Consider the following 23,844-nt stretch of genomic DNA (forward strand, 5'->3'; position numbering starts at 1 on the left):
GCGGCCCCCCCACCAAACCCGCGGCCCGCGCGCCGGTCTCTCCGTCCGCGCGCGTCCGGCGTGCGGACCGGCGCGAGCGCGCGGTGCGGCGCGCCCGCGCGCCCGGTGCTCGGCGATCCGGCCGCGCCGAGTACCGTGACGGTGCTGCGGTCACCCGGCCGGAATGTCGTGCGCACCCGGCGGTCGCGTGTGTGCCGCACGTCGTGGCGGCCGCGACCGGCAAAATCGAACGGAGCATTTCTCATGAAGCTTGCTGTCATCCCGGGCGACGGGATCGGGCCCGAGGTCATCGCCGAGGCGCTCAAGGTGCTCGACGTAGTCGTGCCCGGCGTCGAGAAGACCGAGTACGACCTCGGCGCGCGTCGCTACCACGCGACCGGCGAGATCCTGCCGGACTCGGTGCTGCCCGAGTTGAAGCAGCACGACGCGATCCTGCTCGGCGCGATCGGCGACCCGTCGGTGCCCAGCGGCGTGCTCGAACGCGGGCTGTTGCTGCGCACCCGGTTCGCGCTGGACCACCACGTGAACCTGCGGCCGTCCAAGCTGTTCCCCGGCGTGACCAGCCCACTGGCGGGCAACCCCGACATCGACTTCGTCGTCGTGCGCGAGGGCACCGAGGGCCCGTACACCGGCACCGGCGGTGCGATCCGCGTCGGCACTCCGCACGAGGTGGCCACCGAGGTCAGCACCAACACACGCTTCGGCATCGAGCGCGTGGTGCGCTATGCCTTCGCCAAGGCGCAGGCCCGCCGCAAGCACCTGACGCTGGTGCACAAGAACAACGTGCTCACCTTCGCCGGCTCGCTCTGGCAGCGCACGGTGGACGAAGTCGCGGCCGAGTTCCCCGATGTCACAACGGCTTACCAGCACATCGACGCCGCCACCATCCACATGGTCAACGACCCCGGCCGGTTCGACGTGATCGTCACCGACAACCTCTTCGGCGACATCATCACCGACCTCGCCGCCGCCGTGAGCGGTGGCATCGGCCTGGCCGCCAGCGGCAACATCGACGCGTCCGGGACGAACCCCAGCATGTTCGAGCCGGTGCACGGCAGCGCCCCCGACATCGCCGGTCAGTCCAAGGCCGACCCCACCGCCGCGATCCTCTCGGTCTCCCTCCTGCTCAATCACCTGGGCGACACCGAGGCGGCCGCGCGCATCGAGTCGGCGGTCGCCAAGGACCTCGAGTCGCGCTCCGGCGCCGCGTCGACCGTGGAAATCGGCGACCGCATCGCCGCCACTGTCTGACCGTTCCCAGGAAGGTCCCGTTCCCTGAAGGAACGGGGCCTTCTTGCATTCAGGCTCCGCACGGATGCCGCGCCTGACCGGCTCTCTCGCACATCGGCGTCGTCTGGGTAGCACCATCGCGCGCAGCAGGCCCCGGCGGGACAGGACTCCGCGCGCGAGTCCGCCTGCTACGTCACTCCGGCGCGCCTCGGCCTTGTCCGCGGCCCGACTTCGGCCGCGCGACGGAGGCCCCGGTGGATCGTCGGCGCCGAGGTCGAGACTCGAACACGACCGGACCTCTGGGAACTCGGGACGGCTGCCTTTGCGGTCCGCCTACGGCTGTGCCGTCGAGTCCCGGCGGAGCGGTTGTACCGAGGCCGAGACTTGGAGGTGACCGTCGCTGGAGGACTTCGGAGCGGCTCGGTCGTCTGTGTTCGTGCCCTCGAGTTCCGGTGGATCGGTGGTACCGAGGTCGAGGCTCGGCAATGGCTTTCTACCGGCGACTCCGGCGCGGTTGGCCGAGTTTGTGGCTCTGCTACGGCTGCGCCGTTGAGTTCCGGAGGGACCTGATCTCCAAGGGCACCACCGTCTTGGGCCCTCCGGGCGGACTTCGGCCGGGGCAGGCGGGACTTCGGGGGGCGGGTCTAGTCGGCGTCGCGGGGGACGAGGGGAACTGCCGCGACAGCCGTGACAGCGGCCAGGAAGAAGGCGGCGGGGAAGCCGCTCGCGGTGATCAGCGCGCCGAACACCGGAGGGACGGCGGCCATGGCCAGATTCTGACCGGTGTTCTGCACGCCGAGGCCACGGCCGCTCCAGTATGGGCCGGCGATTTCGGCGACGGCGGTGAAGGCCAAACCGTTGTCGGAGACGGTGATCACGGACGCGGCGATCAGCAGCGGGATGGCGGCCCACCACCAGTGCGTCCACGCGGTCAGCGCCAGCCCCGCCATCGAGAGCACGGCGGCGACGGCGACCGTGCGCAGCGGTCCCATCCGGCTGCCGACGCGATCCGACCACGCGCCCGCGCCGATGCGGCCCAGCGCGCCGAGGATCTGCGTGACGGTCACCAGCGCGCCCGCGGCGGCCAGCGACCAGCCGATGTCGCGATGCAGCCACAGCAGCGCGAAGGTCCACACCGTGCCCTGCGGGACGACCAGCAGCACCGAGACCAGATGGATGCGCCACAGCGTGGCGTCGTCGCGATAGGGATTGGCCCGCAAGGCCGGATCGGCCTCCGACCGGGCGGGGCGCGGCGGGTCGACGATGCCGGCCAGGCAGCCCACGGCCGCCACGCCCGCCATGAGCGCGGGAACGAGAATCGCCGCGGGCACGCCATGGGCGGCGGCGACGGCCGGGATCGCCAGCGCGCCGACGCCCACGCCCAGCGGCTGCGCGGTCTGCCGGATGCCCATCGCCAGCCCGCGCCGATGGGGCGGGAACCAGCCGACGATCACGCGGCCGCTCGCGCCGTTGGTGCTGGCCGCCCCGACGCCGCCGAGGAACAGCAGCGCGCCAAGGGCCAGGTCGTTCGTCGTGGCCGCCGCGGCGCAGCCGGCCGCCAGCATCAGCAGCGGGCCGCCGACCAGCACCTTGCGTTCGCCGATCCGGTCGACCAGATAACCCCACGCGATCAGGGTGCACACCAGGCCGACGGTGGGCATGGCCACCAGCAGTCCGGCCGTCGCCAGCGCCATGCCGCGATCGGTCAGCGCGGGCAGCAGGAACGGGACACCGTGGATGAAAACCGCGCTGGACGCCTGGGCGAACACACCGAGACCGAGCATGGACCAGCGTCGAACCTCGTCGATCTGCGTCACGGTCGCCATCGGCTACTCCTCGGAATCTCATATTTTGGGAATGAATTCCCACTTTGTGAACTATTCTGCTCACGGTACACCTCCGCGGCCCCGCCGTTCGACGGCTTCGGCTGTCGAACTCCTCACAGCGCGGCGGGGGCAACGACGCGCCGGTTCGGACCACTCGGTCGGGCGCGTTCGGGCAGGTGACGGCGGGTCGATAGACTCCGGGCATGCGTCTAGGTCGAGTTGCCAGTCCCGATGGGGTCGCCTTCGTCAGCATCGAAGGCGACGGAAGCGACAGCGTGGCCAAGGAGATCGCGGAACATCCGTTCGGCACACCGACGTTCACCGGACGGAGCTGGCCGCTGGCCGACGTGCGGCTGCTCGCGCCGATCCTGGCCAGCAAGGTGGTCTGCGTGGGCAAGAACTACGCCGCGCACGCCGCCGAGATGGGCGGTCCCGCCCCGGCCGACCCGGTGATCTTCCTCAAGCCGAACACCGCGATCGTGGGCCCGAACGCCCCGATCATCCTGCCGCCCAGTTCATCCCAGGTCGACTACGAAGGCGAGCTGGCGATCGTCATCGGCCGCCCCTGCAAGGATGTGCCCGCCGCTCGCGCGCTGGACGTGGTGCTGGGTTACACCGCCGCCAACGACGTGACCGCCCGTGACCAGCAGCGCCACGACGGTCAGTGGACCAGGGGCAAGGGCTACGACACGTTCTGCCCGCTGGGTCCGTGGATCGAAACGTCCTTGGACCCTTCGGATCTGGAGGTCGTCACCGAACTCGACGGCGAAGTCCGCCAGCGCAGCCGCACTTCGCTTCTCCTGCACGATATCCCGAAGCTCATCGAGTGGATCACCACCGTGATGACGCTGCTGCCCGGTGACGTCATCCTCACCGGCACCCCCGAGGGCGTCGGCCCGATGCGCGAGGGCCAGCAGGTCTCGGTGACCGTCGAGGGCATCGGCACCCTCACCAATCCCGTTGCCGCCAAACGCTGATCGAAAGAGAGCCATGACTGAAGTACGGGTCCGATTCTGCCCGTCACCGACCGGGACGCCGCATGTCGGCCTGATCCGGACGGCACTGTTCAACTGGGCCTACGCCCGCCACCACGGCGGCGCATTCGTCTTTCGTATCGAAGACACCGATGCCGCACGGGATTCCGAGGAATCCTACCGGGCGATTATCGATGCGCTGCGCTGGCTCGGGCTCACCTGGGACGAGGGGCCGGAGGTCGGCGGCCCTTACGAACCATATCGTCAGTCGCAGCGAAAAGATCTGCACCTGGACGTGGTTCGGCGTTTGCTGGAGGCCGGTGAGGCGTATGAATCGTTCTCCACACCGGAGGAAGTCGAGGCCCGCCATCGCGCCGCGGGACGCGATCCGAAGCTCGGTTACGACAACTACGATCGTGATCTGACGCCCGAGCAGATCGCGGCGTACCGGGCCGAGGGCCGTCCCGCCGTGATCCGGCTGCGGATGCCCGGCGAAGACCTGTCCTGGCACGATCTGGTGCGCGGCGAGACCACCTTCAAGGCGGGCAGCGTCCCGGACTTCGCGCTCACCCGTGGCACCGGCGATCCGCTGTACACGCTGGTCAACCCGGTCGACGACGCACTGATGCGGATCACCCACGTGCTGCGCGGCGAGGACCTGCTCTCCTCGACGCCGCGGCAACTCGCGCTGTACGCCGCGCTGCGCCGGATCGGGGTCACCGATTTCACGCCGGAGTTCGGTCACCTGCCGTTCGTCATGGGCCAGGGCAACAAGAAGTTGTCCAAGCGTGATCCGGAGTCCAATCTGTTCGCCCACCGCGACCGGGGCTTCATTCCTGAGGGTTTGCTGAATTATCTCGCGCTCCTCGGCTGGGGACTGTCCGAGGACCGCGACGTGTTCTCCATGGCGGAGATGGTCGAGGCCTTCGACATTTCGAAAGTAAATTCGAATCCGGCCCGTTTCGACCAGAAGAAGGCGGACGCGCTCAACGCCGAGCACATTCGATTGCTGGCGCCGGGTGATTTCGCTCACCGGCTGCGGGAGTATCTCACCGAACACGGCCTTGTCGGCGCCGAAATCGATGAGAAGGTGTTCGCCGCGGCGGCGGAACTCGTGCAGACCAGGATTGTCGTGCTGGCCGACGCCTGGGAGCTGTTGCGTTTCTTGTTCGCGCCGGCCGAGGAGTTCGCGATCGACCCCGCGGCGGGAGCCAAGAATCTCGGCTCCGACGCGACCGGGGTATTGCAAGCCGCTATTACCGCGGTGGAGCCGTTGGCCGAGTGGACCACAGAGGCGATCGAGGAAGCGCTGAAAAAGGCGCTGATCGATGATCTCGGGCTGAAACCGCGCAAAGCCTTCGCGCCGGTGCGGGTCGCGGTCACCGGATCGCATATCAGCCCGCCGCTGTACGAATCGCTGGAACTGCTCGGCCGCGACGTCACCCTGGACCGGTTGCGCTCCGCGCTGGACTGGAAGGAGACCGGCCAGGCCGCGCCGCAAGGCTGAAAATTAGGGCTTTGACCAGGCGATTTGTAGTTAACCCGTAGCCGTTTGGTACTCTTCTTCTCGGCCCGGAACACGGTCTCGAGTCACCCAGACGCGAGGCTGAACGACCTGGTCATTGGGGTATGGTGTAATTGGCAACACAGCTGATTCTGGTTCAGCCATTCTAGGTTCGAGTCCTGGTACCCCAGCGGAGTGTGTTGAAAGACTTCGGTTCGCGGCCGAAATACCTCAGCACCTGGCGATTTGGTCGCCGGGCCTCGGCCGGATAAGCTAGCCGAGCCTCCTGATCGAAAGATCACCACGGCGCTCCTCGCGACAGCGAGAAGCAGTCCTGGCCCCGTCGTCTAGCGGCCTAGGACGCCGCCCTCTCAAGGCGGTAGCGCGGGTTCGAATCCCGTCGGGGCTACACGAGTGGAAGGCCCATGCTCATGGAGCATGGGCCTTTCTCGTTTCGCAATGTCTTGTGGGGATGCAACCCCACACCCCGCCCGGAGGGCTTCGCCCCCGGACCCCCGGCGAGGGCTTCGCCCCGCCTGGATCGTGGTGGTTCCGTGCCGGGTGAGCTGCGGTTTTGGTCTCGGCTGTGGCCAGAAGGGCCGCAGTAGTTGCGCCGGTTCGGCTGGCTGCCGGTGCTGCTGACGGTCTGCCGGCCGTGTCGGATCCGTCCGGTGAGCAATCCGATGCTCGGATAGACCCGTGAACACGGTGGCAAACGGTCGCGCTACCGGCCGCCGATGCGACTCGCATGCGGCAGTGACCAGTGAGATTGTGCTCGGTGCTGTGCAAAGCGCCCTGCGGTGCCGTGCTGCGACGGGTATGGATGTCGCTGACGACGCAGCTGCGAACCGGCCGTCGCCGGATGTGCGCTGCCGCCATCTGTGCCATCCCACGGACATGGTCGGCGGCGGCATCGCACCTCGGCCGACCCCGACTCGCTCCACGGGTTGCGGCGTCCGGTGCCGGGATGCCACGCCCAGGTGTGGACGTCCTTGGTGACGCGTGCGGCCGAAGTCGTTCCGGGTCTCGCGCCCGTGGCGCGGTCCGATTCACTCGGTGGTGTGCGGTGGGATACATCGTGAGACAGCGGCGGGCGCGCCATGACGGGCCCGGGATCGACGCTGCGGCACGGACTCGTTCGATACGACATCACACCCGGCGGGCGGTCGTCGCGTACGTCGCGGTGCGCCTGGCGACAGCGTGGATGAGGCGGTGTGCTCGACGGCAGCGCTGACCCGCCGAACCCGGCGAGTCCGGGTGCCCCCTCGGCGCGTCCGGCGCAAACCGGCGCAAAAGGAAGGCCCTCCAGCGATCTTGCTGGAGGGCCTTCGCCGTCTGTGCGGACTAGCCGCTCTTGCGCCGGAATTCCCGCTTGTGGCCGACCGCGGCGTGCGCCCCGGACGCCTTCGACCGGCCGTCGAGGTGATCGGCCGCGCGGGCGTTCTGCTGGTTCTTGCGCTCCAGTGCTTCCCGGAACTTGCGCTTCACCTCGTCGGCGCCAGTGGGCTTACCCGAATCCGCCATCGCTGCTCCTCGTCGTCGCGGCCGCGCAGCGCGTCCTCGCGGGCGGCGGTGCCCGGCCGATTCCTGTCGAACACCCCGACGCTAGCCCGTGCGAGGTGGTTGTGTCAGTTGGATTTCGGGCGCGTCGCGCGGCCCGATCGCGCTCGGGTCAGTCCAGCGCCTGCGCGGTACTGCCGCCGAGGGGCATCGCGGGGAGACCGAGCTTGCGGTGATCCCAGCTGCGGATGCGCTCGGGCACCACGCGGACGGCGACCCGCTTGTTCAGCATGGCCTCCACCATCGGCCGCACCTCCTCGCTGTAGGGACCGGTGTAGCGTTCCCACACGCTCACGCCGACTGCGAAGAGTTTCCCGGCGTCTTCGACGATCTCGGCGCGGCCCTCGATCGAGACGCCCCGGAGCTGGTCGTAGGTGTCGCCCGCCTCGACCATGCAGGTGACCCGGGGATCGCGGCGCAGGTTCACCGCCTTCTGCGATTTGGCCTTGGTCTCGAACCAGATCTCCCCGTCGATGAGCGCGTACCACATCGCGGTCAGGTGCGGCGTGCCCTTCGGGCCGATGGTCGCCAGCGTCGCGATCCGGCTGCGCTGCAGGAACTCGGTGATCTCGGTGTCGGACATCACGATCTGTGCCCGTTGGTTGACTCCCATGGGCCAACTGTAGAGAGTCCGGACTGAAACGTGTTACAGGCGCTTGTGCAGGGCCTCGGCCGCCGCGACCAGATCCGCCGCCCACCGGGCGCCCGGCCTGCGGCCCATCCGATCGATCGGCCCGGACACCGAGACGGCCGCGACCACGCTGCCCCCGGCGTCGCGCACCGGCGCGGACACGCTGGCCACGCCGGCCGCGCGCTCGGCCGCGCTCTGCGCCCACCCGCGCTTGCGCACCTCGGCGAGCGCGCGCTCGCCGAACACCGCGTCGGCCAGGATGGTGCGCTGCAGCTCCGGGTCGGCCCACGCCAGCAGCACTTTCGCAGCCGATCCCGCGGTGAGCGGAAGCCGCGCGCCGATCGGCACGGTGTCGCGCAGTCCGACGGGGGGTTCCAGCGCCGCGACGCAGACGCGGGCGTTGCCGTCGCGGCAGTAGAGCTGGACGCTCTCCCCGGTGATCTCGCGCAGCCGGGGCAGAATGGCCGACGCGGCCTCGAGCAGCGGATCGCTGGCGCTGGTCGCGAGCTCGGCGAGGGCCGGGCCCGGCCGCCAGGTGCCGTTGCTGTCGCGAGCGAGCAGGCGGTGCACTTCCAAGCCGACGGCGAGCCGGTGCGCGGTGGCGCGCGGCAGCCCGGTGCGCGCGCACAGCTCGTTGAGACCCGACGGATGCTCGGCTACGGCGTACAGGACCGCCACTGCTTTGTCGAGAACGCCGATGCCGCTATGCTGTCTCATAGAACGATACTAGCGTCTCGGATGTTGAGAAATCCACCTTCACGGATTCCGCCCCTCAGCGTCCGTACCAGGCGCAGCTATCCCAACTTGTGCAACCGTCGCCGCGTCGGAGTCCAGATCGCGGAACGGCTGCTTCGTCCGAAAGGTGATCAACCATGGCCGAACCGCGCACGCTGGCCGAGAAGGTGTGGGACCAGCACGTCGTCGCTCGCGGGGAGGGCGAGGGTGCCTCGCGCGAACCGGACCTGATCTACATCGACCTGCATCTCGTCCACGAGGTGACCAGCCCGCAGGCCTTCGACGGCCTGCGCGCCGCGGGCCGGCCGGTGCGACGGCCGGATCTCACGATCGCGACCGAGGACCACAACGTCCCGACCGTCGATATCGACAAGCCGATCGCCGACCCGGTTTCGCGCACCCAGGTGGAGACGCTGCGGCGCAACTGCGCGGAATTCGGTGTGCGGCTGCACCCGATGGGCGACCTCGACCAGGGCATCGTGCACGTGGTCGGGCCGCAGCTCGGCTTGACCCAGCCGGGCATGACCGTGGTCTGCGGCGACAGCCACACCTCGACGCACGGCGCGTTCGGCGCGCTGGCGATGGGCATCGGCACCTCCGAGGTCGAGCATGTGCTTGCCACCCAGACCCTCTCGCTGCGGCCGTTCAAGACGATGGCGATCACCGTGGACGGCGCCATGCCCGCGGGCGTGACGAGCAAGGACCTGATCCTGGCCGTCATCGCGAAGATCGGCACCGGCGGCGGCCAGGGCTACGTCCTGGAGTACCGCGGGGAGGCCATCCGGGCCATGTCGATGGAGGCCCGAATGACGATCTGCAACATGTCCATCGAGGCGGGCGCGCGGGCCGGGATGATCGCGCCGGACGAGACGACCTACGAATTCCTCAAAGGACGGCCGCACGCGCCGCAGGGAGCCGACTGGGACGCCGCGGTGGCGGCCTGGGAGGCGCTGAAGACCGACGAGGGCGCCGTTTTCGACGCCGAGGTGCACATCGACGCGTCCCAGCTGACTCCGTTCGTCACCTGGGGCACCAACCCGGGTCAGGGCGCCCCGCTGGGTGAGGCGGTGCCCGACCCCGCCGCCTTCGCCGACGAGGTGGCCCGCGAGTCCGCGGAGAAAGCTCTGCGTTACATGGACTTGGAGCCGGGTACTCCGCTTCGACAAGTACCGATCGACACCGTATTCGTCGGTTCGTGCACCAACGGACGCATTGAGGATTTGCGTGCGGTGGCCGGGATTTTGAAGGGACGTCATGTCGCCGACGGCGTGCGAATGTTGGTTGTACCGGGGTCGATGCGGGTTCGCGCCCAGGCGGAAAAAGAAGGACTCGGCGAGATTTTCACCGCGGCGGGCGCCGAATGGCGGCAGGCGGGCTGCTCAATGTGCCTGGGAATGAATCCGGACCAGCTCGAGCCCGGCCAGCGTTGCGCGTCCACCTCGAACCGCAACTTCGAGGGCAGGCAGGGCAAAGGCGGCCGTACGCACCTCGTTTCTCCCCTCGTAGCGGCCGCGACGGCGGTCCGCGGAACACTGTCGTCGCCTGCGGATCTGGACTGACCGGCCCCGATTCCCTCAAACAAACCCAGGAGATTCGTAATGGAAGCCTTCACCGTGCACAAGGGCATCGGGGTGCCGCTGCGCCGCTCCAATGTCGATACCGATCAGATCATCCCGGCGGTCTACCTCAAGCGGGTCACCCGGACCGGATTCGAGGACGGGTTGTTCGCCGCATGGCGGACCGATCCCGACTTCATTCTGAACATCGCGCCTTACAACAGGGGTAGTGTGCTGGTGGCGGGCCCGGATTTCGGTACCGGATCGTCGCGTGAGCACGCTGTTTGGGCGCTGTCTGACTACGGCTTTCGGGTGGTCATCTCATCCCGGTTCGCCGACATCTTCCGCGGCAATGCGGGCAAGGGTGGTCTGCTCGCCGCTCAGATGTCACAGAACGATGTCGAAATGCTCTGGAAGTTGCTCGAGGAACAGCCCGGCTTGGAATTGGTTGTGGACCTCGAGGCGCGCACGGTGACGGCCGGAACCGTCGTGTTGCCGTTCGATATTGATGACTACACCAGGTGGCGTCTGCTGGAGGGATTGGATGACATCGGGCTGACGCTGCGCCGGGAGGACACGATCGCCCGGTTCGAAAAGGCAAGGCCAACATGGAAACCGACGACCCTGCCGGTACATATTTCGCAGACGTAATCACCCTCGCCGGTTAGCTGGACGGCCGGAGTTGTGGTAGCTGGACGTGTGCTAAACCACATGAATTTTGGCGTGGCACATAGACTCTTGCCCAAAGTGGGTTTACCGTGGTACCTAGTCGGTCCGACGACGGGCCATTAGTCTGCGGAGGATTCAATGAACAAGGCGGAACTGATCGACGTTCTGACCGAAAAGTTGGGTACGGACAGGCGCACGGCCACCGCGGCAGTCGAGCATGTGGTCGACACCATCGTGCGCGCGGTGCACAAGGGTCAGAGCGTCACAATCACCGGATTCGGTGTGTTCGAACAGCGTAAGCGGGCGGCTCGCGTCGCCCGGAACCCGCGTACCGGCGAAACCGTGAAGGTCAAGCCCACTTCGGTACCCGCGTTCCGTCCCGGCGCTCAGTTCAAGGCGGTGATCGCGGGCAAGCAGAAACTGGCCGCGACCGGGCCCGCTGTGAAGCGCGGGGTGAATGCGCCGGTGGCCGCGAAGAAGGCGGCGGCGAAGAAGACGGCGGCCAAGAAGACCGCCGCCAAGAAATCGACGCCGACCAAGGCGCCCGCCAAGACCACGGCCAAGAAGGCCGCCGCCAAGGCCCCGGCGAAGACCACCGCGCGCAAGACGACCGCTACGAAGACCGCTGCGAAGAAGGCGCCCGCGAAGAAGACCGCGGTCGCGAAGAAGGCTCCGGCCAAGAAGACGGCCACCAAGGCCACGGCGGCCAAGAAGACCACCGCCGCCAAGAAGACCCCTGCGAAGAAGACCGCGGCCAAGAAGGCCCCGGCTCGTGGAACCCGCTGATCTCGAGCCACCGCCGGATCGGCGCTGAATGCGCGGCCCCACGACTGGGCCCATTCGCCTCAACGTCGAGACGGCCCCGGGAGACACCCGGGGCCGTTTTCGGCTGTCCGCCTACCGTGCTGTCACCCTCGCGGCGCGCCGTGGTGGTCGACCGGCGCCCGCCGACCCGCGCGGTGACGACGGAGTTGCCGCCGGATCAGGACTGCCCGTCGTAGGCTGACAGCGATCGATCCAGATGGTCGGCGGCCACCAAGCGATGGCCGACGAACGACAGCACCCACACACTGCCCTTGCGATTGCGCGCCGACGGCAGCGCGAGTCCGTCGCGTTCGGCCAGCCGGCCCAGCAGATCCGGGATCACCTTGCCCTGACTGCAGACGACGCGAACCGCCTTGTCCGACACCAGGGCTCGAAACCGTTCCCCGGCCTCGTCCGGGCGCTCGGCGTACCCGTCTTCGGAAAACAATGCCTCCTCGGCGATTTCGACGCCGAGCTTGTCCGCTATCGGCACGACGGTCTGGACGCAGCGCAGTGGAGGGGCCGAATAGACCTGAGATGCGCCGAATGCCAAGAGATTCGGCGTGAGCGCCCGCGCCTGCGTCTCACCATCGCGGTCGAGCGGGCGCTGGTCATCGGGACCGTTGAAGCGGTCCCGACGGCCGGCTTTGGCATGCCGGACCAACAGCAGGGTGTCGGTGCGCGCGGGCAATCGGGTGAAGGCGCGCACCACCTGCCGGTCCATCGGATACGACAACTGGTCCATCACCCGGTCCAGCGGGTGCCAGCTGAGCACGTCCACCTCGGAGTTGGCCGTGAACTCCCCGCTGATCAATTCCGCGGCCCAGTAGTCGACCCGCTTGAGCTTGCGATGGCCCGGAATCGGGTAGGTCACGTGTCCGAGGTAGCGGCCGAGCCTGCACTCGAGCCCGGTCTCCTCGCGGACTTCACGGACCGCGGCCAGCACCGGGGTCTCACCCGGGTCGAGCTTGCCCTTCGGCAGCGACCAATCCTCGTACTTGGGGCGGTGCACGATCGCGATCTCGATCGCCCCGGTGGACGACTCACGCCACAGCACCGCTCCGGCGGCGTAGATGTTGGCGGTGACGCGGGGATCCCAGAACGGGCCCCCCTCCTGTTCGAACCCCGTGGTGGCGTTCACTGCTGATCTGGCCTCCGCAGCCGCATCAAGAACTCCTGATGGTCTCTGATCTTGTCCCCATCGCCGGACGTCCCCGGCGACGCCCGCCAGGTGCCGTCCGGTTGCAGCACCCAGCAGCGTGTGGTCGGCGAGAGGGCCGATTCGAACACTTCGCAGAGTTGTTCGGTCAACCGCGGGTCCTTCACCTGCGCCATCACCTCGACCCGGCGGTCCAGGTTGCGGTGCATCATGTCGGCGCTGCCGATCCAGTACTCGTCCTGCGCCTGGAAGTGCAGGATGCGGGAATGCTCCAGGAACCGGCCGAGGATGGAACGGACCTCGATGTTCTCGCTCATGCCCAGCACGCCGGGGCGCAGACCGCAGATCCCGCGCACCACGATCTGCACCGGCACGCCCGCCTGCGAGGCCCGGTACAGCGCGTCGATGATCTCCTCGTCGACGATCGCATTGGCCTTCAGCCGGATTCGGGCGTCCTCGCCCCGGCCCGCCAGCTCGGTCTCGCGCTGGATGCGCTCGATGATGCCGGAGCGCACGCTGTGCGGTGCGACGAGCAGGTTGCGGTAGTTCTCCTTGCGCGAGTAACCGGTCAGCGAATTGAACAGGTCGGTCAGGTCGGCGCCTATTTCCGGTGCCGCGGTGAGCAACCCGACGTCCTCGTAGAGGCGTGCGGTCTTCGGGTTGTAGTTGCCGGTCCCGATGTGGCAGTAGCGGCGGATGGTCGCGCCCTCACGACGCACCACCAGGCAGGTCTTGCAGTGCGTCTTCAGGCCGATGAGGCCGTACACCACGTGCACGCCGGCCTGTTCCAGCGCGCGGGCCCACTTGATATTGGCCTGCTCGTCGAAGCGCGCCTTGATCTCCACCAGGGCGACCACCTGCTTGCCCGCCTCGGCGGCGTCGATGAGCGCGTTGACGATGGGGGAATCGCCGGAGGTGCGGTAGAGCGTCTGCTTGATGGCCAGCACCTGCGGGTCGGCGGCGGCCTGTTCGATGAACCGCTGCACGCTGGTGGAGAAGGAATCGTACGGATGGTGCACGAGCACGTCGCCCTCGCGCAGCGCGGCGAAGACGTTGCGTGGCGTCTCGCGCTCGCCGAACGCGGGCGGGGTCGCGGGGACGTACGGGGTGTCCTTGAGATTCGGCCGGTCCACCCCGTACACCTGCCAGAGGCAGGACAGGTCGAGCAGGCCGGGCACCTGGATGACATCGCCGGGGTCGACGTCCAGCTCCCGCAGGAGTAGATCGAGCATGTGCTCGGTCATGTCGTCGGACACCTCCAGCCGCACCGGCGAACCGAACCGCCGCCGGGCCAGCTCCCGCTCCAGGGCCTGAAGCAAGTCCTCGTCGCGATCCTCATCGACCTCGAAGTCCGCGTTGCGGGTGATCCGGAACGAGTGGTGCTCGACCACATCCATGCCGGGGAACAGCAGATCCAGGTGCGCGGCGATGAGCGCTTCCATCGGCAGGAAAGCGGCGATCGGGGAGCCGGATTCGGTGCGGCGCACGCGGACGAACCGGTCGACGTTGTCGGGCACCTTGACGCGGGCGAAGTGCTCGCCGCCGGTAGCGGAATCCTTCACCGTCACCGCGAGGTTGAGACTCAGTCCGCTGATGTAGGGGAAGGGGTGCGCCGGATCCACCGCGAGCGGGGTGAGTACCGGGAACACCTGGTCCTGGAAGTAGCCCGAAAGACGCTCGCGTTCGCCCTCGTCCAGGTCGCTCCAGTCGATGATCGCGATGCCCTCGGCCGTCAGCGCGGGCAGCACGCTGTCGAGGAAGACGCGGGCATGCCGCACCGCGATCTCCTGCGTGCGCGCGGCGATCAGTTCCAGCTGTTCGCCGGGAGAGCGGCCGTCGGCCGAGCGGACCAGCAACCCGGTCTCGGCGCGGCGTTTCAGCCCCGCCACCCGCACCATGTAGAACTCGTCCAGGTTCGAGGCGAAGATCGCCAGGAACTTCGCGCGCTCCAGCAACGGCAGCGACGCGTCCTCGGCGAGGGCGAGCACGCGGGCGTTGAAGTCCAGCCAGCTCAATTCACGATTGAGGTAGCGATCACGTGGCAACCGCGCCCCCTGCGAGTCGGCGGACACGGGTGTCGCCGCCGGGGGTGGCGTGGGAAGCAACGGCTGCTGCTTGACGGTTTCCGTATCGCTCACGCCAACGATCATCCCTTACCGGACAGGCCACGCGCATCCCGCGAGCGTGATCGCCCTGTGTCTCACGCCACCATGGCGACCGGCTAGCACACGTGTGGAACGTGTTCGTGAACGCCACTCGGCCATCCGATGTCGTGCAGGACAGCACGCGTCGCGTTCCCGGCCCCGAGGGCCACCGCGCGGTCCAAGTCGGCGGGGGTGTCGACGTCCAGGCGCAGGCCCGGCCAGTCCCCGGTGAGGTCGACCGCGCCCGCGTCGATATGGCTGCGTGCCGACCCGGGGCCGAAGCGGGGATCGAGCGCTGCGACCGGGTCGCGGACCACCAGCGCGGCGGTGCCGCTGCCCTCGTGATCAATGACTATCGAGCGCAGCCCGCGCGGGGCGGCGGCGAGCATGTCCGACAGCTCTTCCGGGCGCAGGGCGGGCAGATCGGCTTGCAGTGCGAGCAGATCGATCGGGCCGTGCGCACCGCGCAAGGCGGCGGCGGTGGCGGCCAGCGCGGTGTTCAGCCCCTCGGCCTGCGACTGGCGCGGTTCCGGATGGACCTCGGCGCCGAGCGCGCGGGCCATTTCCGCGACGGCGGGGTCGGGCGTGACCACGGTGACCGACACGACTTCGCCGACCGCCGCGGTGGCGGTCACGGTGTCGGCGAGCATGGCCAGCACCAGCCGGGCCCGGTGCTCCGGGCGCAGCCGGTCGGCCAGTCGGCTCTTGGCCCGATCGAGGCTCTTGACCGCGATCACGGCATGCACGGCGTGCGGGCGCATGCGAGCAATCCTTCCATGGCATATTGGGCTGATGACGAGGGCGGCAGTGCTGGGCGCGGGATCGTGGGGCACCGCGTTCGCGAAGGTGTTGGCGGACGCACGAACCGAGGTCACGATCTGGGCCCGGCGGCCCGAGGTCGCCGCGACGCTGGCCTCCGAACATCGCAATCCCGATTACCTGTCGGATATTCCGCTGCCACCGATCGCGGCGACCCCCGACCCGGCGGTGGCGCTGGACGGAGCGGACATCGTCGTGCTGGCGGTGCCGTCGCAGTCGCTGCGCGCGAACCTCGCGGAGTGGAAGGGGCTGATCCCGGACGACGCCACCTTGCTGAGTCTGGCGAAGGGCATCGAGACCGGGACGCTGCTGCGGATGAGCCAGGTGATCGAGGAGGTCACCGGTGCCGACCCGAGCCGGGTCGCGGTGCTGTCCGGACCGAACCTGGCGCGCGAGATCGCGCTGTGCCAGCCGGCCGCGACCGTGGTCGCCTGCTCCGACGAAGACCGCGCGGTCGCGGTGCAGCACGCTTGCGCGACCGGATACTTCCGGCCCTACACCAACACCGACGTGGTGGGCTGCGAGATCGGCGGCGCGTGCAAGAACGTCATCGCGCTGGCCTGCGGCATCGCGTCGGGAATGGGCCTCGGCGACAATTCGATCGCCAGCTTGATCACCCGCGGCCTGGCCGAGATCATCCGGCTCGGGGTGGCCCTGGGCGCGGAACCGGTCACGCTGGCCGGCCTGGCCGGGGTCGGGGACCTGGTCGCCACCTGCGCGTCACCGCTGTCGCGCAACCGGTCGTTCGGTCACGTGCTCGGCGCGGGCGGATCCATGGAGGCCGCCCAGTCGGCCACTCATGGCCAAGTCGCGGAGGGTGTGAAGTCCTGCACATCGGTGCGCGCGCTGGCCGAGCGGCACGGCGTCGAGATGCCGCTGACCACCTCCGTGCACCAGGTCTGTCACGAAGGGCTCTCCGTGCGCGAAGCCGTCGGCAACCTGCTCGGGCGGCGGATGAAGCCGGAGTGATCCGGGCCGCTCCACGCGGGCGGAGGCCGGAGTGTCCGGGACGGTCAGCGGTGGGAGCGCGTACCGAAACGGGTACGGTTCGGGGCATGACGAACCGGATCAGGGTGGCTGTGGTGTTCGGCGGGCGCAGCAACGAGCACGCCGTGTCCTGCGTATCGGCCGGCAGCGTGCTGCGTCACCTGGATCCGCAGAAGTACGAGGTCGTGCCGATCGGCATCACCGCAGAGGGCCGCTGGGTGCTCGGCGGTTCGGACGTGGCCGCGCTCGGCATCCACGATCGCGCCCTGCCGTCGGTGGACGCCACCGGCACGGCCCTGACCCTCGCCGCGGACCCGAGCCGCTCGGGGGCGCTCATCGCGCTCGACGATCCGACCGCCGCGCTCGGCACGGTCGACGTGGTCTTCCCGATCCTGCACGGACCGTTCGGCGAGGACGGCACGTTGCAAGGAATGCTGGAACTCGCCGGAATCCCGTACGTCGGCCCCGGGGTGCTGGCCAGCGCGGCGGGCATGGACAAGGAGTTCACCAAGAAGTTGCTGGCGGCGGAGGGATTGCCGATCGGCACCCAGGTGGTGCTGCGGCCCGGCACCGCGACGGTCACCGAGGAGGACCGGCTGCGCCTGGGCCTGCCGGTGTTCGTGAAACCCGCCCGCGGCGGTTCATCGATCGGCATCACCCGCGTCACCGACTGGGCGGAGTTGGACGCCGCCATCGCCGCGGCGCGCGCGCACGACCCGAAGGTGATCGTCGAAGCCGGCATCGTCGGACGCGAAGTGGAATGCGGGGTGCTGGAATTCCCGGACGGCCGGGTCGCGGCGAGCGTGGTCGCTGAGATCCGGATGCCGGAGACCGGCACCACCGCCGAGAGTCCCGCGTTCTACGACTTCGACACCAAGTACCTCGACGACGTTTGCGAATTCGACGTGCCCGCCAAGCTGGACGACGAGGTCGCCGAGCAGATCAGGGAACTGGCCGTGCGTGCTTTCCAAGCACTCGACTGCCAGGGACTGGCGCGGGTCGACTTCTTCGTCACCGAGCAGGGACCGGTGATCAACGAGATCAACACGATGCCCGGATTCACCGCCATCTCGATGTATCCGCGCATGTGGGAGGCCACCGGCATCGATTACGCCGCACTGATCTCGACGCTCATCGAAACCGCGCTCGTCCGCGGCACCGGCCTGCGGTAGGACTCGGGCTCGCGCTTCGCGATGGCGGACACCGTCGTGCCGTGAGTGACCCGGACGAGCGGTCGTCGAGCGGCTGCACTGTGTAGTCGGCGGGACATCCGGGGCACTCTCGGCCCACGTCCACGATGGTCCCCGGCGACAGCTACCGATCCCGACGGTAAGCCGATCCGCCGAGCCGGGGTTACCTGCCGAGATTTCGATGACGGTCAGGCGTGTCACCGCATTTCCGCCCAGCTTCCATCGTCATCCTGTACCGCTCATCCGGACCGGGCCGCGGCGCATCGCGCGCCCGGGACTCGGTGAGTGCGCCTCAGCCAGTCGCTCGCCGAATGCTTCTCCGGATCAGCGCGTGGCCGCGTGGCGTCAGTTGGGCAGCGGCCCAGGGTCGATCGGCTGGGCCGGGAGTTGCGCGGTGATGGTGTCGGAGACTTCTTGCAGCGGCGTCGGACCAGAACCGTCGGGGACGGTGAGGGCGATGTAGGCGCCCCGGTCGACGGCGAACCAGGTGCTCGCCGCGGCGGCCTGGTCACGGACCTCGAACCACTGCACGCCGTTCACGATCTGCAGCGGTGAAGCGCGGTTGAATTCCAGCGGGCGATCCAACCCGCAGCGCAGGACGATCGCGGTGCCGCCGTCGGGGCGCTGCCACGCGCGCGTGGCGGGCGGAGCGGGCTCCACCAGGGTCGACTTGGTGAACTCACCCAGGGTCGCGGGCAGCGCGGGCAGGAGAGCGGCGCAGGCCGGACCCTCCGCCGCCGGGGCCGGGACGGGACCGAGCACCAGAGGTTCGCGTTCGACCGGCGCGCGGCGCGCGAGCACGGCGGCGACCAGCACCGCGACGACCAGCACGACCGGAAGGGCCACGGCCGTGGCGATGAGGGCGGGCGAGTACTGGTGCGCCGAGGCCGATGCGGGCGCGCTGTCCGGCTCGTCCGCTGCGGCGGAGTCTTCGGCGTCGCTCCGGTCGGCTGCTGCGTCGTCGTCCGGTGCCGCTGCGTTCGAGGCAACTGCGTCGGCGCTGTCCGCGTCCTTCGTGCCCTCGGGCTTCCGGGATCCGGTCGCGGCTTCCGAGTGTTCGTCCCGCTCCGCCGAATCGCGGTCCGGCGAATCCGCCGCCATGGTCACCGATCCTTTCTGCTGCGCGCGTCGCCCCGGTCGGCAGCCGCGCAGCGGTGGACCGGGCCGGTGGTACTCGAGTGCCTCCGAAAGGGTACCGTCGGGCTCGTTCCAGCAAGCAGCGCGCCGGAAAGGATCGGTCATCAGCGCCAGCAGGGCCCCGAGGACAGTGCGTGAACTGGGGGAGTTCGCGCTGATCGACCGTATCAACGCGGGACGGGTGCAGGCGCCCGGTGTGCTGCTCGGCCCCGGCGACGACGCCGCGCTGGTCGCGGCGCCGGACGGCCGGTTCGTGGTGACCACCGACATGCTCGTGCAGGACCGGCATTTCCGGCTGGGCTGGTCCAGCCCCGAGGACATCGGCCGCAAGGCGATCGCGCAGAACGCCGCCGACGTGGTGGCCATGGGCGCGACGCCGACCGCGTTCGTCGTCGCGCTCGGCTGCCCTGCCGACACCCCGCTCGCGGTGATCGACGGACTCGCGGACGGCATGTGGGCCGAGGCCGCCAGGGCGGGCGCGTCCATCGCGGGCGGCGACCTGGTCCGCAGCCGTGAACTGGTCGTCTCCGTCACCGCCTTCGGCGATCCGGTCGGCGCGCCGATCACCAGAGCGGATGCGCGCGTGGGCGATGTCGTCGCGGTCGCGGGCCGGCTCGGCTGGTCGGCCGCGGGCCTGGCCGCCTTCACCGCCGGAGCGACCGGACCCGAGGTCGCGGAAGCGCTTGCCGCGCATCGAGTCCCGCAGCCGCCGTACGCCGTCGTCCTGGACGCGCTACGCCGTGTGCCGCGCGCGGACTCGAATGTTCCGCAGGCGCAGCGGGTTTCATCGCAGACCGATACCACGTCCGATTCGGCCGCCCGAGGTCCGGCGACGGTCTCCTTCGATGACGGAGCGTCGAATTCGCCCCGGGTGACGGCCGCCGAGTCGTCCGGATCAGTGCCGCCCGGCGCGGAGCGGGAAGCGCAAACTGCCTCGGAAAGTCGGGTGGCGGGTGGCGGGACCGACCCCGGACTGCACGCGCTGACCGACGTGTCCGACGGATTGCTCGCTGACCTCGGACACATCGCCGCGGCCTCGGGCGTGGGCATCGACCTGGATTCGGCCGCCCTGCGCGACCCGGCGCTGGAACTCGTCGCCGCTCGGCTGGACGCCGATGCGGCCCAATGGATCCTGACCGGAGGCGAGGACCATGCCTTCGCGGGCGCATGGTCGCCCGACCGCGCGCTACCCGCCGGATGGACCGCGATCGGGCGCGTTGTGGCCGGTCGCGGGCTCACCGTCGACGGCGTCGCCCAGACGGGTGACGGTGGGTGGGAATCGTTCCGTGGGGCGGACTCGTCAGCCGACGGCCGACCACGCTAAGTTGTGCGGTCATGGGCGCGAAACCACTGTCGGAAATCATGGATCCGGGATGGGCGAAGGCACTCGAACCGGTGGCGGATCGGATTTCCGCCATGGGCGAATTCCTTCGCGCCGAGAACGCCGCGGGCCGTGGCTACCTGCCGTCCGGTGAGAACGTCCTGCGCGCCTTCCAGCGCCCCTTCGAAGCGGTGCGCGTCCTCGTCGTCGGCCAGGATCCCTACCCGACGCCGGGCCACCCCATGGGTCTCAGTTTCTCCGTGGCGCCGGACGTTTCGCCGATCCCGCGCAGCCTGGCGAACATCTTCGCCGAATACAGCAAGGATCTCGGCCACCCGACGCCGTCCTGCGGGGATCTGAGCCCGTGGTCGGATCAAGGTGTGCTGATGCTGAACCGAGTGCTCACCGTGTCGCCCGGCAAGCCCGCCTCGCATCGGGGCAAAGGATGGGAGGCGGTCACCGATCAGGCGATCCGCGCCCTCGTCGCCCGGGACGAGCCGTTGGTCGCGATCCTGTGGGGCCGCGACGCGGCGACGTTGAAGCCACAGCTGGCCGAATCAGAGGTCCCCTACATCGAGTCCGCGCATCCGTCGCCGCTGTCGGCGTCTCGTGGGTTCTTCGGTTCCCGTCCCTTCTCGCGAGTGAACGAACTACTCGACGAACTGGGGGCCGAACCGGTTGACTGGCGCCTGCCCTGATCGGGCGTCTGTGTGTGATCGACCGAAGTAACGAGTGAGGAGCTGTTCCATGCACAACACCACCGTCCGCGGCGCGCTGCGCGGCACCACCGCGACCTTGGCCTTCTGCGCCGCTCTCACCAGCGGCGCCGCCGTCGCGGGTGCGGCGCCGCTGCGGCTCGAGCCCACCACGGAGACCGCGACGGCCCCGGTCGCCGAGGAGTACACCTCCAGCGGCTCCTCCACCATCTCCGCCTCGGTGAACGCCAAGATCGCGTGCCTGTTCTTCGTGGGCAATCTCGGCTGCTGAATCCGCGAATCGCCGGGTTCGTCCCGGCGCGGAACGGCATTGTGCGATCCTACAGATCGTGAGTAATGCGAACAATCTTCTCGAACCGTCTCGGCTCCGGCTGCGCGGTTCGGGTGGACTCGAGCTGGCCGCCGATCAGTTCGGCCCCGTCGACGGCCCGCTCGTCGTCTTCCTGCACGGTGGCGGGCAGACCCGGCACTCGTGGAAGAAGACCGGCGCCCGGCTGGGCGCGTCGGGAATGCGGGTGGTCACGGTCGACGCCCGCGGCCACGGTGACAGCGAGTGGGCGCCGGATCGCGACTACCGGCGCGAGACCATGGTCGAGGACCTCCTGCTGGTGCTGGAACAACTCGGCGCGCCCGCGGTGGTCGTCGGCGCCAGCATGGGGGGCATCACCGGGCTGCTCGCGACCGCGCGGCCCGGCGGGCAGGCGATCACCGCGTTGGTCCTCGTCGACATCGTCACCCGGCCCGAACCGGAAGGGGTCGCCCGGGTGATCGACTTCCTCGGCAAGCATCGCGACGGCTTCGACAGCATCGAGGAGGCGGCCGACGCGGTCGCCGCGTACCTGCCGCACCGCCCGCGGCCGAAGAGCACCGAGGGCTTGCTGCGCAACCTGCGCGAGCGCGACGGTCGTTGGTACTGGCACTGGGATCCGGACATGCTGAGCGACCGGGTCGAGGACCCGTCCGCCATGATCGAGCCGATGGAGGACGCGGCGCGCGCGTTGCGCATCCCGGTGCTGCTGGTCCGCGGCATGCGCTCGGACGTGGTGAGCGCCGAAGGGGTCGAAGCGTTCCAGCGGCTGGTGCCGCACGCCCAACTGGTGGAGATCGGCGGCGCCGCGCACACCGCGGCCGGTGACGACAACGACTCGTTCACCGACGCGGTGGCGAAATTCGTCCTCGCGACGATGGAATGACGCCTGCTCAGGCGAGCCCGGCGTAATCGGGCTTGCGCTTCGCGACGAACGCGTCCACGCCCTCGCGACCGGCGGCGGAGCCCGCGGCCGCGGCGATGCCGTCGCGTTCGCTGTCGAGCTGGTCGCTCAGCGTCGCGCTCTCCGACTGCCGCAGCAACGACTTGATGCCGGCATGGGTCGAACGCGGTCCGGTGGCGAGGGCGCGCGCCAGTCGCTGTGCCTCCGCGGCGATCTCCGCGTCGGGGACCAGCCTGCTCAGCACACCGAGGCGTACCGCCTCGTCGGCGTCCAGGACGGCGTCGGTGAGCAGGATTTCCCGCGCCCGTGCCCGTCCGACGACGCGCGGCAGCGTCCAGGACATGCCCCCGTCGGGGCTGAGGCCGATGCCGGGATAGGCCGGGCGCAGCTTGGTGCCGGGTCCGCCCAGCGCGATGTCGGCCAGGCAGACCAGGCTCATCCCCGCGCCGGCCGCCCAGCCCTGGACCGCGGCCACCACCGGGACCGTGACCGCGTCCAGCGCGCGGACGAACTCGTGCAGATCGGTGGCCAGACCGTGAATGTGTGCCGAGCGGTCCTGCGCCGCGGCGAAACCGCGCACGTCGCCGCCCGCGCAGAAGTTCGCGCCGGTGCCACGCAGCAGCACCGCGCCCACGTCGGAGCCGAGCGCGTGCAAAGCCGCGGTGCCCGCGTTGATGCCCGCGAAGTCCATGGACGTGCCGTTGGCGGACGTGGCGATGGTGATCTGGAGGACGCCGTCGACGGTGGTCACGTACCCGGCTTGCTCGCTGGTGGTCATGATCTGCACCCTAGTGGGCGCCGCCGAACGCGTCCCCGCGTGGTGCGGAGGGTGCGCCTACCGGGTTCCCACCGCCGCGCGATCCGCGTGCATCGTCGGCGTGCGCACCATGCGCACCTCCATCGCGGCGGTGAACACCTCGACTTTGCGCGTGCCGTCGAGCACGAAACCATGCTTGCGATAGAACGCCTGGGCGCGCGCGTTCTGTTCGAACACCCACAGCGAGCACGGAGCGGCCGGATCGAGCGCGGCGCGAATCAGGTCGTCGGCGACTCCGCTGCCGTGCCAGGCGGAACGCACATAGAGGGCGTGCAGTTCGAGCGGGGTCACCGGGTCCGCGTCGCCGGGCGGACCCCCGCTGGAGAATCCGATCACGACGTCGTCGACGATCGCGACGTGCGTGCGGCCCGGATAGCGCACCCGGTCGCGCTCCCACTGTTCGGCCCGCCGCGCGACGTCGAACGCGTCGAGCACGTGCGCGGGAACCAGCCCCCGATACGCCTCGCGCCAGCAGTCGATGTGGCATTCGGCGAGGCTGTGGACGTACTCGGCGGCCAATGGCTGGACCCGCCATGGACGCGTCGTCACCACGGCTCCGTCAGCCGGATGCCGGTAGTCATGACGACGCCCCGGACCACCCGATACGGGTGCCGGGGCGCGTGCCGACAGTGCTGGCCAGCCGGAGGGCGGATCAGCCGCGGGTGACCTTGCCCGCCTTCAGGCAGGAGGTGCACACGTTCATGCGGCGGGTGTTGCCCGGGGCGACCTGCGCGCGCACGGTCTGGATGTTCGGGTTCCAACGACGGTTGGTGCGCCGGTGCGAGTGCGAGACCGACTTCCCGAAGCCGGGGCCCTTGGCGCAGACGTCGCAGACGGCAGCCATAGTCGCGAAC

At 69.3% G+C, this 23,844-nt stretch carries 23 protein-coding genes and 2 tRNA genes; 14 read left to right on the forward strand and 11 right to left on the reverse strand.

Annotation, left to right across the window (positions count from 1 at the left end; translation table 11 throughout):
* Positions 1-243 precede the first annotated feature (243 nt).
* Positions 244-1,251 carry a 3-isopropylmalate dehydrogenase gene (locus ABZ552_RS04325; protein WP_281878432.1) on the forward strand — a complete coding sequence of 336 codons (1,008 nt, stop codon included), beginning with the start codon at positions 244-246 and terminating at the stop codon, positions 1,249-1,251.
* A 623-nt stretch (positions 1,252-1,874) separates the two neighbouring features.
* On the opposite strand, the gene ABZ552_RS04330 is transcribed toward ABZ552_RS04325, so the two are convergent.
* On the reverse strand, positions 1,875-3,056 hold the full coding sequence (locus ABZ552_RS04330) for an MFS transporter (RefSeq protein ID WP_357435574.1): 1,182 nt from the start codon (positions 3,054-3,056) through the stop codon (positions 1,875-1,877).
* A gap of 203 nt (positions 3,057-3,259) precedes the next feature.
* Between ABZ552_RS04330 and ABZ552_RS04335 the strand changes: the two genes are divergently transcribed.
* From ABZ552_RS04335 to ABZ552_RS04350, 4 genes are all read left to right on the forward strand, one after another.
* Complete coding sequence (locus ABZ552_RS04335; protein WP_281878435.1) at positions 3,260-4,033, forward strand: fumarylacetoacetate hydrolase family protein; 774 nt, start codon at positions 3,260-3,262, stop codon at positions 4,031-4,033.
* Positions 4,034-4,046: 13 nt separating this feature from the next.
* Entirely contained in the window at positions 4,047-5,537 is a 1,491-nt protein-coding gene (gene gltX / locus ABZ552_RS04340) for a glutamate--tRNA ligase (RefSeq protein WP_281878437.1), read from the forward strand.
* 116 nt (positions 5,538-5,653) lie between these two features.
* A tRNA-Gln gene (locus tag ABZ552_RS04345) sits at positions 5,654-5,725 on the forward strand.
* A 145-nt stretch (positions 5,726-5,870) separates the two neighbouring features.
* A tRNA-Glu gene (locus tag ABZ552_RS04350) sits at positions 5,871-5,943 on the forward strand.
* A 935-nt stretch (positions 5,944-6,878) separates the two neighbouring features.
* Here ABZ552_RS04350 and ABZ552_RS04355 read toward each other — a convergent pair.
* The 3 genes from ABZ552_RS04355 to ABZ552_RS04365 form a co-directional block, all read right to left on the reverse strand.
* Complete coding sequence (locus ABZ552_RS04355; RefSeq protein ID WP_281878438.1) at positions 6,879-7,058, reverse strand: DUF5302 domain-containing protein; 180 nt, start codon at positions 7,056-7,058, stop codon at positions 6,879-6,881.
* A 148-nt stretch (positions 7,059-7,206) separates the two neighbouring features.
* Complete coding sequence (locus ABZ552_RS04360) at positions 7,207-7,707, reverse strand: PPOX class F420-dependent oxidoreductase (RefSeq protein ID WP_357435577.1); 501 nt, start codon at positions 7,705-7,707, stop codon at positions 7,207-7,209.
* Positions 7,708-7,740: 33 nt separating this feature from the next.
* Positions 7,741-8,442, reverse strand: a complete 702-nt coding sequence (locus tag ABZ552_RS04365) for an IclR family transcriptional regulator (protein ID WP_159838653.1) — start codon at positions 8,440-8,442, stop codon at positions 7,741-7,743.
* Positions 8,443-8,597: 155 nt separating this feature from the next.
* Between ABZ552_RS04365 and leuC the strand changes: the two genes are divergently transcribed.
* The 3 genes from leuC to ABZ552_RS04380 all read left to right on the forward strand — a co-directional run bounded on the left by leuC (position 8,598) and on the right by ABZ552_RS04380 (position 11,471).
* Complete coding sequence (leuC, locus tag ABZ552_RS04370; RefSeq protein WP_281878440.1) at positions 8,598-10,019, forward strand: 3-isopropylmalate dehydratase large subunit; 1,422 nt, start codon at positions 8,598-8,600, stop codon at positions 10,017-10,019.
* A gap of 39 nt (positions 10,020-10,058) precedes the next feature.
* Entirely contained in the window at positions 10,059-10,667 is a 609-nt protein-coding gene (leuD, locus tag ABZ552_RS04375; RefSeq protein WP_281878441.1) for a 3-isopropylmalate dehydratase small subunit, read from the forward strand.
* Between the two features lie 156 nt (positions 10,668-10,823).
* Positions 10,824-11,471 (forward strand): HU family DNA-binding protein, encoded by a 648-nt coding sequence (locus tag ABZ552_RS04380; protein WP_281878442.1) that lies wholly within the window; start codon positions 10,824-10,826, stop codon positions 11,469-11,471.
* A gap of 196 nt (positions 11,472-11,667) precedes the next feature.
* Here the strand turns inward: ABZ552_RS04380 and ABZ552_RS04385 are convergent, their stop codons facing one another.
* From ABZ552_RS04385 to cofC, 3 genes are all read right to left on the reverse strand, one after another.
* A complete protein-coding gene (locus ABZ552_RS04385) occupies positions 11,668-12,630 on the reverse strand; it encodes an NUDIX hydrolase (RefSeq protein ID WP_357435580.1) in 963 nt (320 codons plus the stop codon).
* Positions 12,627-14,798, reverse strand: coding sequence for an RNA degradosome polyphosphate kinase (locus ABZ552_RS04390; protein ID WP_281878444.1), 2,172 nt, complete (start codon positions 14,796-14,798; stop codon positions 12,627-12,629). The genes ABZ552_RS04385 and ABZ552_RS04390 overlap by 4 nt, the downstream gene beginning before the upstream one ends.
* A gap of 71 nt (positions 14,799-14,869) precedes the next feature.
* Positions 14,870-15,553 (reverse strand): 2-phospho-L-lactate guanylyltransferase, encoded by a 684-nt coding sequence (cofC, locus tag ABZ552_RS04395; RefSeq protein ID WP_281878446.1) that lies wholly within the window; start codon positions 15,551-15,553, stop codon positions 14,870-14,872.
* 31 nt (positions 15,554-15,584) lie between these two features.
* Between cofC and ABZ552_RS04400 the strand changes: the two genes are divergently transcribed.
* Both ABZ552_RS04400 and ABZ552_RS04405 read left to right on the forward strand, forming a co-directional pair.
* Complete coding sequence (locus ABZ552_RS04400; RefSeq protein WP_357435582.1) at positions 15,585-16,580, forward strand: NAD(P)H-dependent glycerol-3-phosphate dehydrogenase; 996 nt, start codon at positions 15,585-15,587, stop codon at positions 16,578-16,580.
* Between the two features lie 86 nt (positions 16,581-16,666).
* Positions 16,667-17,770 carry a D-alanine--D-alanine ligase family protein gene (locus ABZ552_RS04405; RefSeq protein ID WP_281878448.1) on the forward strand — a complete coding sequence of 368 codons (1,104 nt, stop codon included), beginning with the start codon at positions 16,667-16,669 and terminating at the stop codon, positions 17,768-17,770.
* A 363-nt stretch (positions 17,771-18,133) separates the two neighbouring features.
* Here ABZ552_RS04405 and ABZ552_RS04410 read toward each other — a convergent pair whose 3' ends face one another.
* Positions 18,134-18,889, reverse strand: a complete 756-nt coding sequence (locus ABZ552_RS04410; RefSeq protein WP_357435584.1) for a DUF3515 domain-containing protein — start codon at positions 18,887-18,889, stop codon at positions 18,134-18,136.
* Between the two features lie 166 nt (positions 18,890-19,055).
* Here ABZ552_RS04410 and ABZ552_RS04415 point away from each other — a divergent pair, with 166 nt between their 5' ends.
* The 4 genes from ABZ552_RS04415 to ABZ552_RS04430 are packed head-to-tail and all read left to right on the forward strand — an operon-like array spanning position 19,056 to position 22,155.
* Positions 19,056-20,249, forward strand: coding sequence for a thiamine-monophosphate kinase (locus tag ABZ552_RS04415; protein ID WP_357435586.1), 1,194 nt, complete (start codon positions 19,056-19,058; stop codon positions 20,247-20,249).
* An 11-nt stretch (positions 20,250-20,260) separates the two neighbouring features.
* Complete coding sequence (locus ABZ552_RS04420; protein WP_159838675.1) at positions 20,261-20,944, forward strand: uracil-DNA glycosylase; 684 nt, start codon at positions 20,261-20,263, stop codon at positions 20,942-20,944.
* A gap of 49 nt (positions 20,945-20,993) precedes the next feature.
* Positions 20,994-21,233: a hypothetical protein gene (locus ABZ552_RS04425; RefSeq protein ID WP_159838676.1), complete on the forward strand. Its 240-nt coding sequence runs from the start codon at positions 20,994-20,996 to the stop codon at positions 21,231-21,233.
* A 58-nt stretch (positions 21,234-21,291) separates the two neighbouring features.
* On the forward strand, positions 21,292-22,155 hold the full coding sequence (locus tag ABZ552_RS04430; RefSeq protein ID WP_357435588.1) for an alpha/beta hydrolase: 864 nt from the start codon (positions 21,292-21,294) through the stop codon (positions 22,153-22,155).
* A 7-nt stretch (positions 22,156-22,162) separates the two neighbouring features.
* Here the strand turns inward: ABZ552_RS04430 and ABZ552_RS04435 are convergent, their stop codons facing one another.
* The 3 genes from ABZ552_RS04435 to rpmB all read right to left on the reverse strand — a co-directional run bounded on the left by ABZ552_RS04435 (position 22,163) and on the right by rpmB (position 23,834).
* A complete protein-coding gene (locus tag ABZ552_RS04435; RefSeq protein ID WP_357435590.1) occupies positions 22,163-22,951 on the reverse strand; it encodes an enoyl-CoA hydratase-related protein in 789 nt (262 codons plus the stop codon).
* Positions 22,952-23,008: 57 nt separating this feature from the next.
* Positions 23,009-23,539 carry a GNAT family N-acetyltransferase gene (locus ABZ552_RS04440; protein WP_357435592.1) on the reverse strand — a complete coding sequence of 177 codons (531 nt, stop codon included), beginning with the start codon at positions 23,537-23,539 and terminating at the stop codon, positions 23,009-23,011.
* A gap of 103 nt (positions 23,540-23,642) precedes the next feature.
* Positions 23,643-23,834 carry a 50S ribosomal protein L28 gene (gene rpmB, locus ABZ552_RS04445; RefSeq protein WP_063019880.1) on the reverse strand — a complete coding sequence of 64 codons (192 nt, stop codon included), beginning with the start codon at positions 23,832-23,834 and terminating at the stop codon, positions 23,643-23,645.
* Positions 23,835-23,844 lie beyond the last annotated feature (10 nt).

The sequence above is a fragment of the Nocardia sp. NPDC019219 genome, assembly GCF_040632645.1.
Classification (GTDB): Bacteria; Actinomycetota; Actinomycetes; order Mycobacteriales; family Mycobacteriaceae; genus Nocardia; species Nocardia sputorum.

Coding starts and splice junctions, on each gene's coding strand:
- ABZ552_RS04325 (WP_281878432.1), top strand. CDS start 244: ATGAAGCTTGCTGTCATCCCGGGCGACGGGATCGGGCCCGAGGTCATC.
- ABZ552_RS04435 (WP_357435590.1), bottom strand. CDS start 22,951: ATGACCACCAGCGAGCAAGCCGGGTACGTGACCACCGTCGACGGCGTC.
- ABZ552_RS04335 (WP_281878435.1), top strand. CDS start 3,260: ATGCGTCTAGGTCGAGTTGCCAGTCCCGATGGGGTCGCCTTCGTCAGC.
- ABZ552_RS04425 (WP_159838676.1), top strand. CDS start 20,994: ATGCACAACACCACCGTCCGCGGCGCGCTGCGCGGCACCACCGCGACC.
- cofC (WP_281878446.1), bottom strand. CDS start 15,553: ATGCGCCCGCACGCCGTGCATGCCGTGATCGCGGTCAAGAGCCTCGAT.
- leuD (WP_281878441.1), top strand. CDS start 10,059: ATGGAAGCCTTCACCGTGCACAAGGGCATCGGGGTGCCGCTGCGCCGC.
- gltX (WP_281878437.1), top strand. CDS start 4,047: ATGACTGAAGTACGGGTCCGATTCTGCCCGTCACCGACCGGGACGCCG.
- ABZ552_RS04380 (WP_281878442.1), top strand. CDS start 10,824: ATGAACAAGGCGGAACTGATCGACGTTCTGACCGAAAAGTTGGGTACG.
- ABZ552_RS04410 (WP_357435584.1), bottom strand. CDS start 18,889: ATGGCGGCGGATTCGCCGGACCGCGATTCGGCGGAGCGGGACGAACAC.
- ABZ552_RS04400 (WP_357435582.1), top strand. CDS start 15,585: ATGACGAGGGCGGCAGTGCTGGGCGCGGGATCGTGGGGCACCGCGTTC.
- ABZ552_RS04365 (WP_159838653.1), bottom strand. CDS start 8,442: ATGAGACAGCATAGCGGCATCGGCGTTCTCGACAAAGCAGTGGCGGTC.
- ABZ552_RS04390 (WP_281878444.1), bottom strand. CDS start 14,798: ATGATCGTTGGCGTGAGCGATACGGAAACCGTCAAGCAGCAGCCGTTG.
- ABZ552_RS04355 (WP_281878438.1), bottom strand. CDS start 7,058: ATGGCGGATTCGGGTAAGCCCACTGGCGCCGACGAGGTGAAGCGCAAG.
- ABZ552_RS04330 (WP_357435574.1), bottom strand. CDS start 3,056: ATGGCGACCGTGACGCAGATCGACGAGGTTCGACGCTGGTCCATGCTC.
- ABZ552_RS04420 (WP_159838675.1), top strand. CDS start 20,261: ATGGGCGCGAAACCACTGTCGGAAATCATGGATCCGGGATGGGCGAAG.
- rpmB (WP_063019880.1), bottom strand. CDS start 23,834: ATGGCTGCCGTCTGCGACGTCTGCGCCAAGGGCCCCGGCTTCGGGAAG.
- leuC (WP_281878440.1), top strand. CDS start 8,598: ATGGCCGAACCGCGCACGCTGGCCGAGAAGGTGTGGGACCAGCACGTC.
- ABZ552_RS04405 (WP_281878448.1), top strand. CDS start 16,667: ATGACGAACCGGATCAGGGTGGCTGTGGTGTTCGGCGGGCGCAGCAAC.
- ABZ552_RS04360 (WP_357435577.1), bottom strand. CDS start 7,707: ATGGGAGTCAACCAACGGGCACAGATCGTGATGTCCGACACCGAGATC.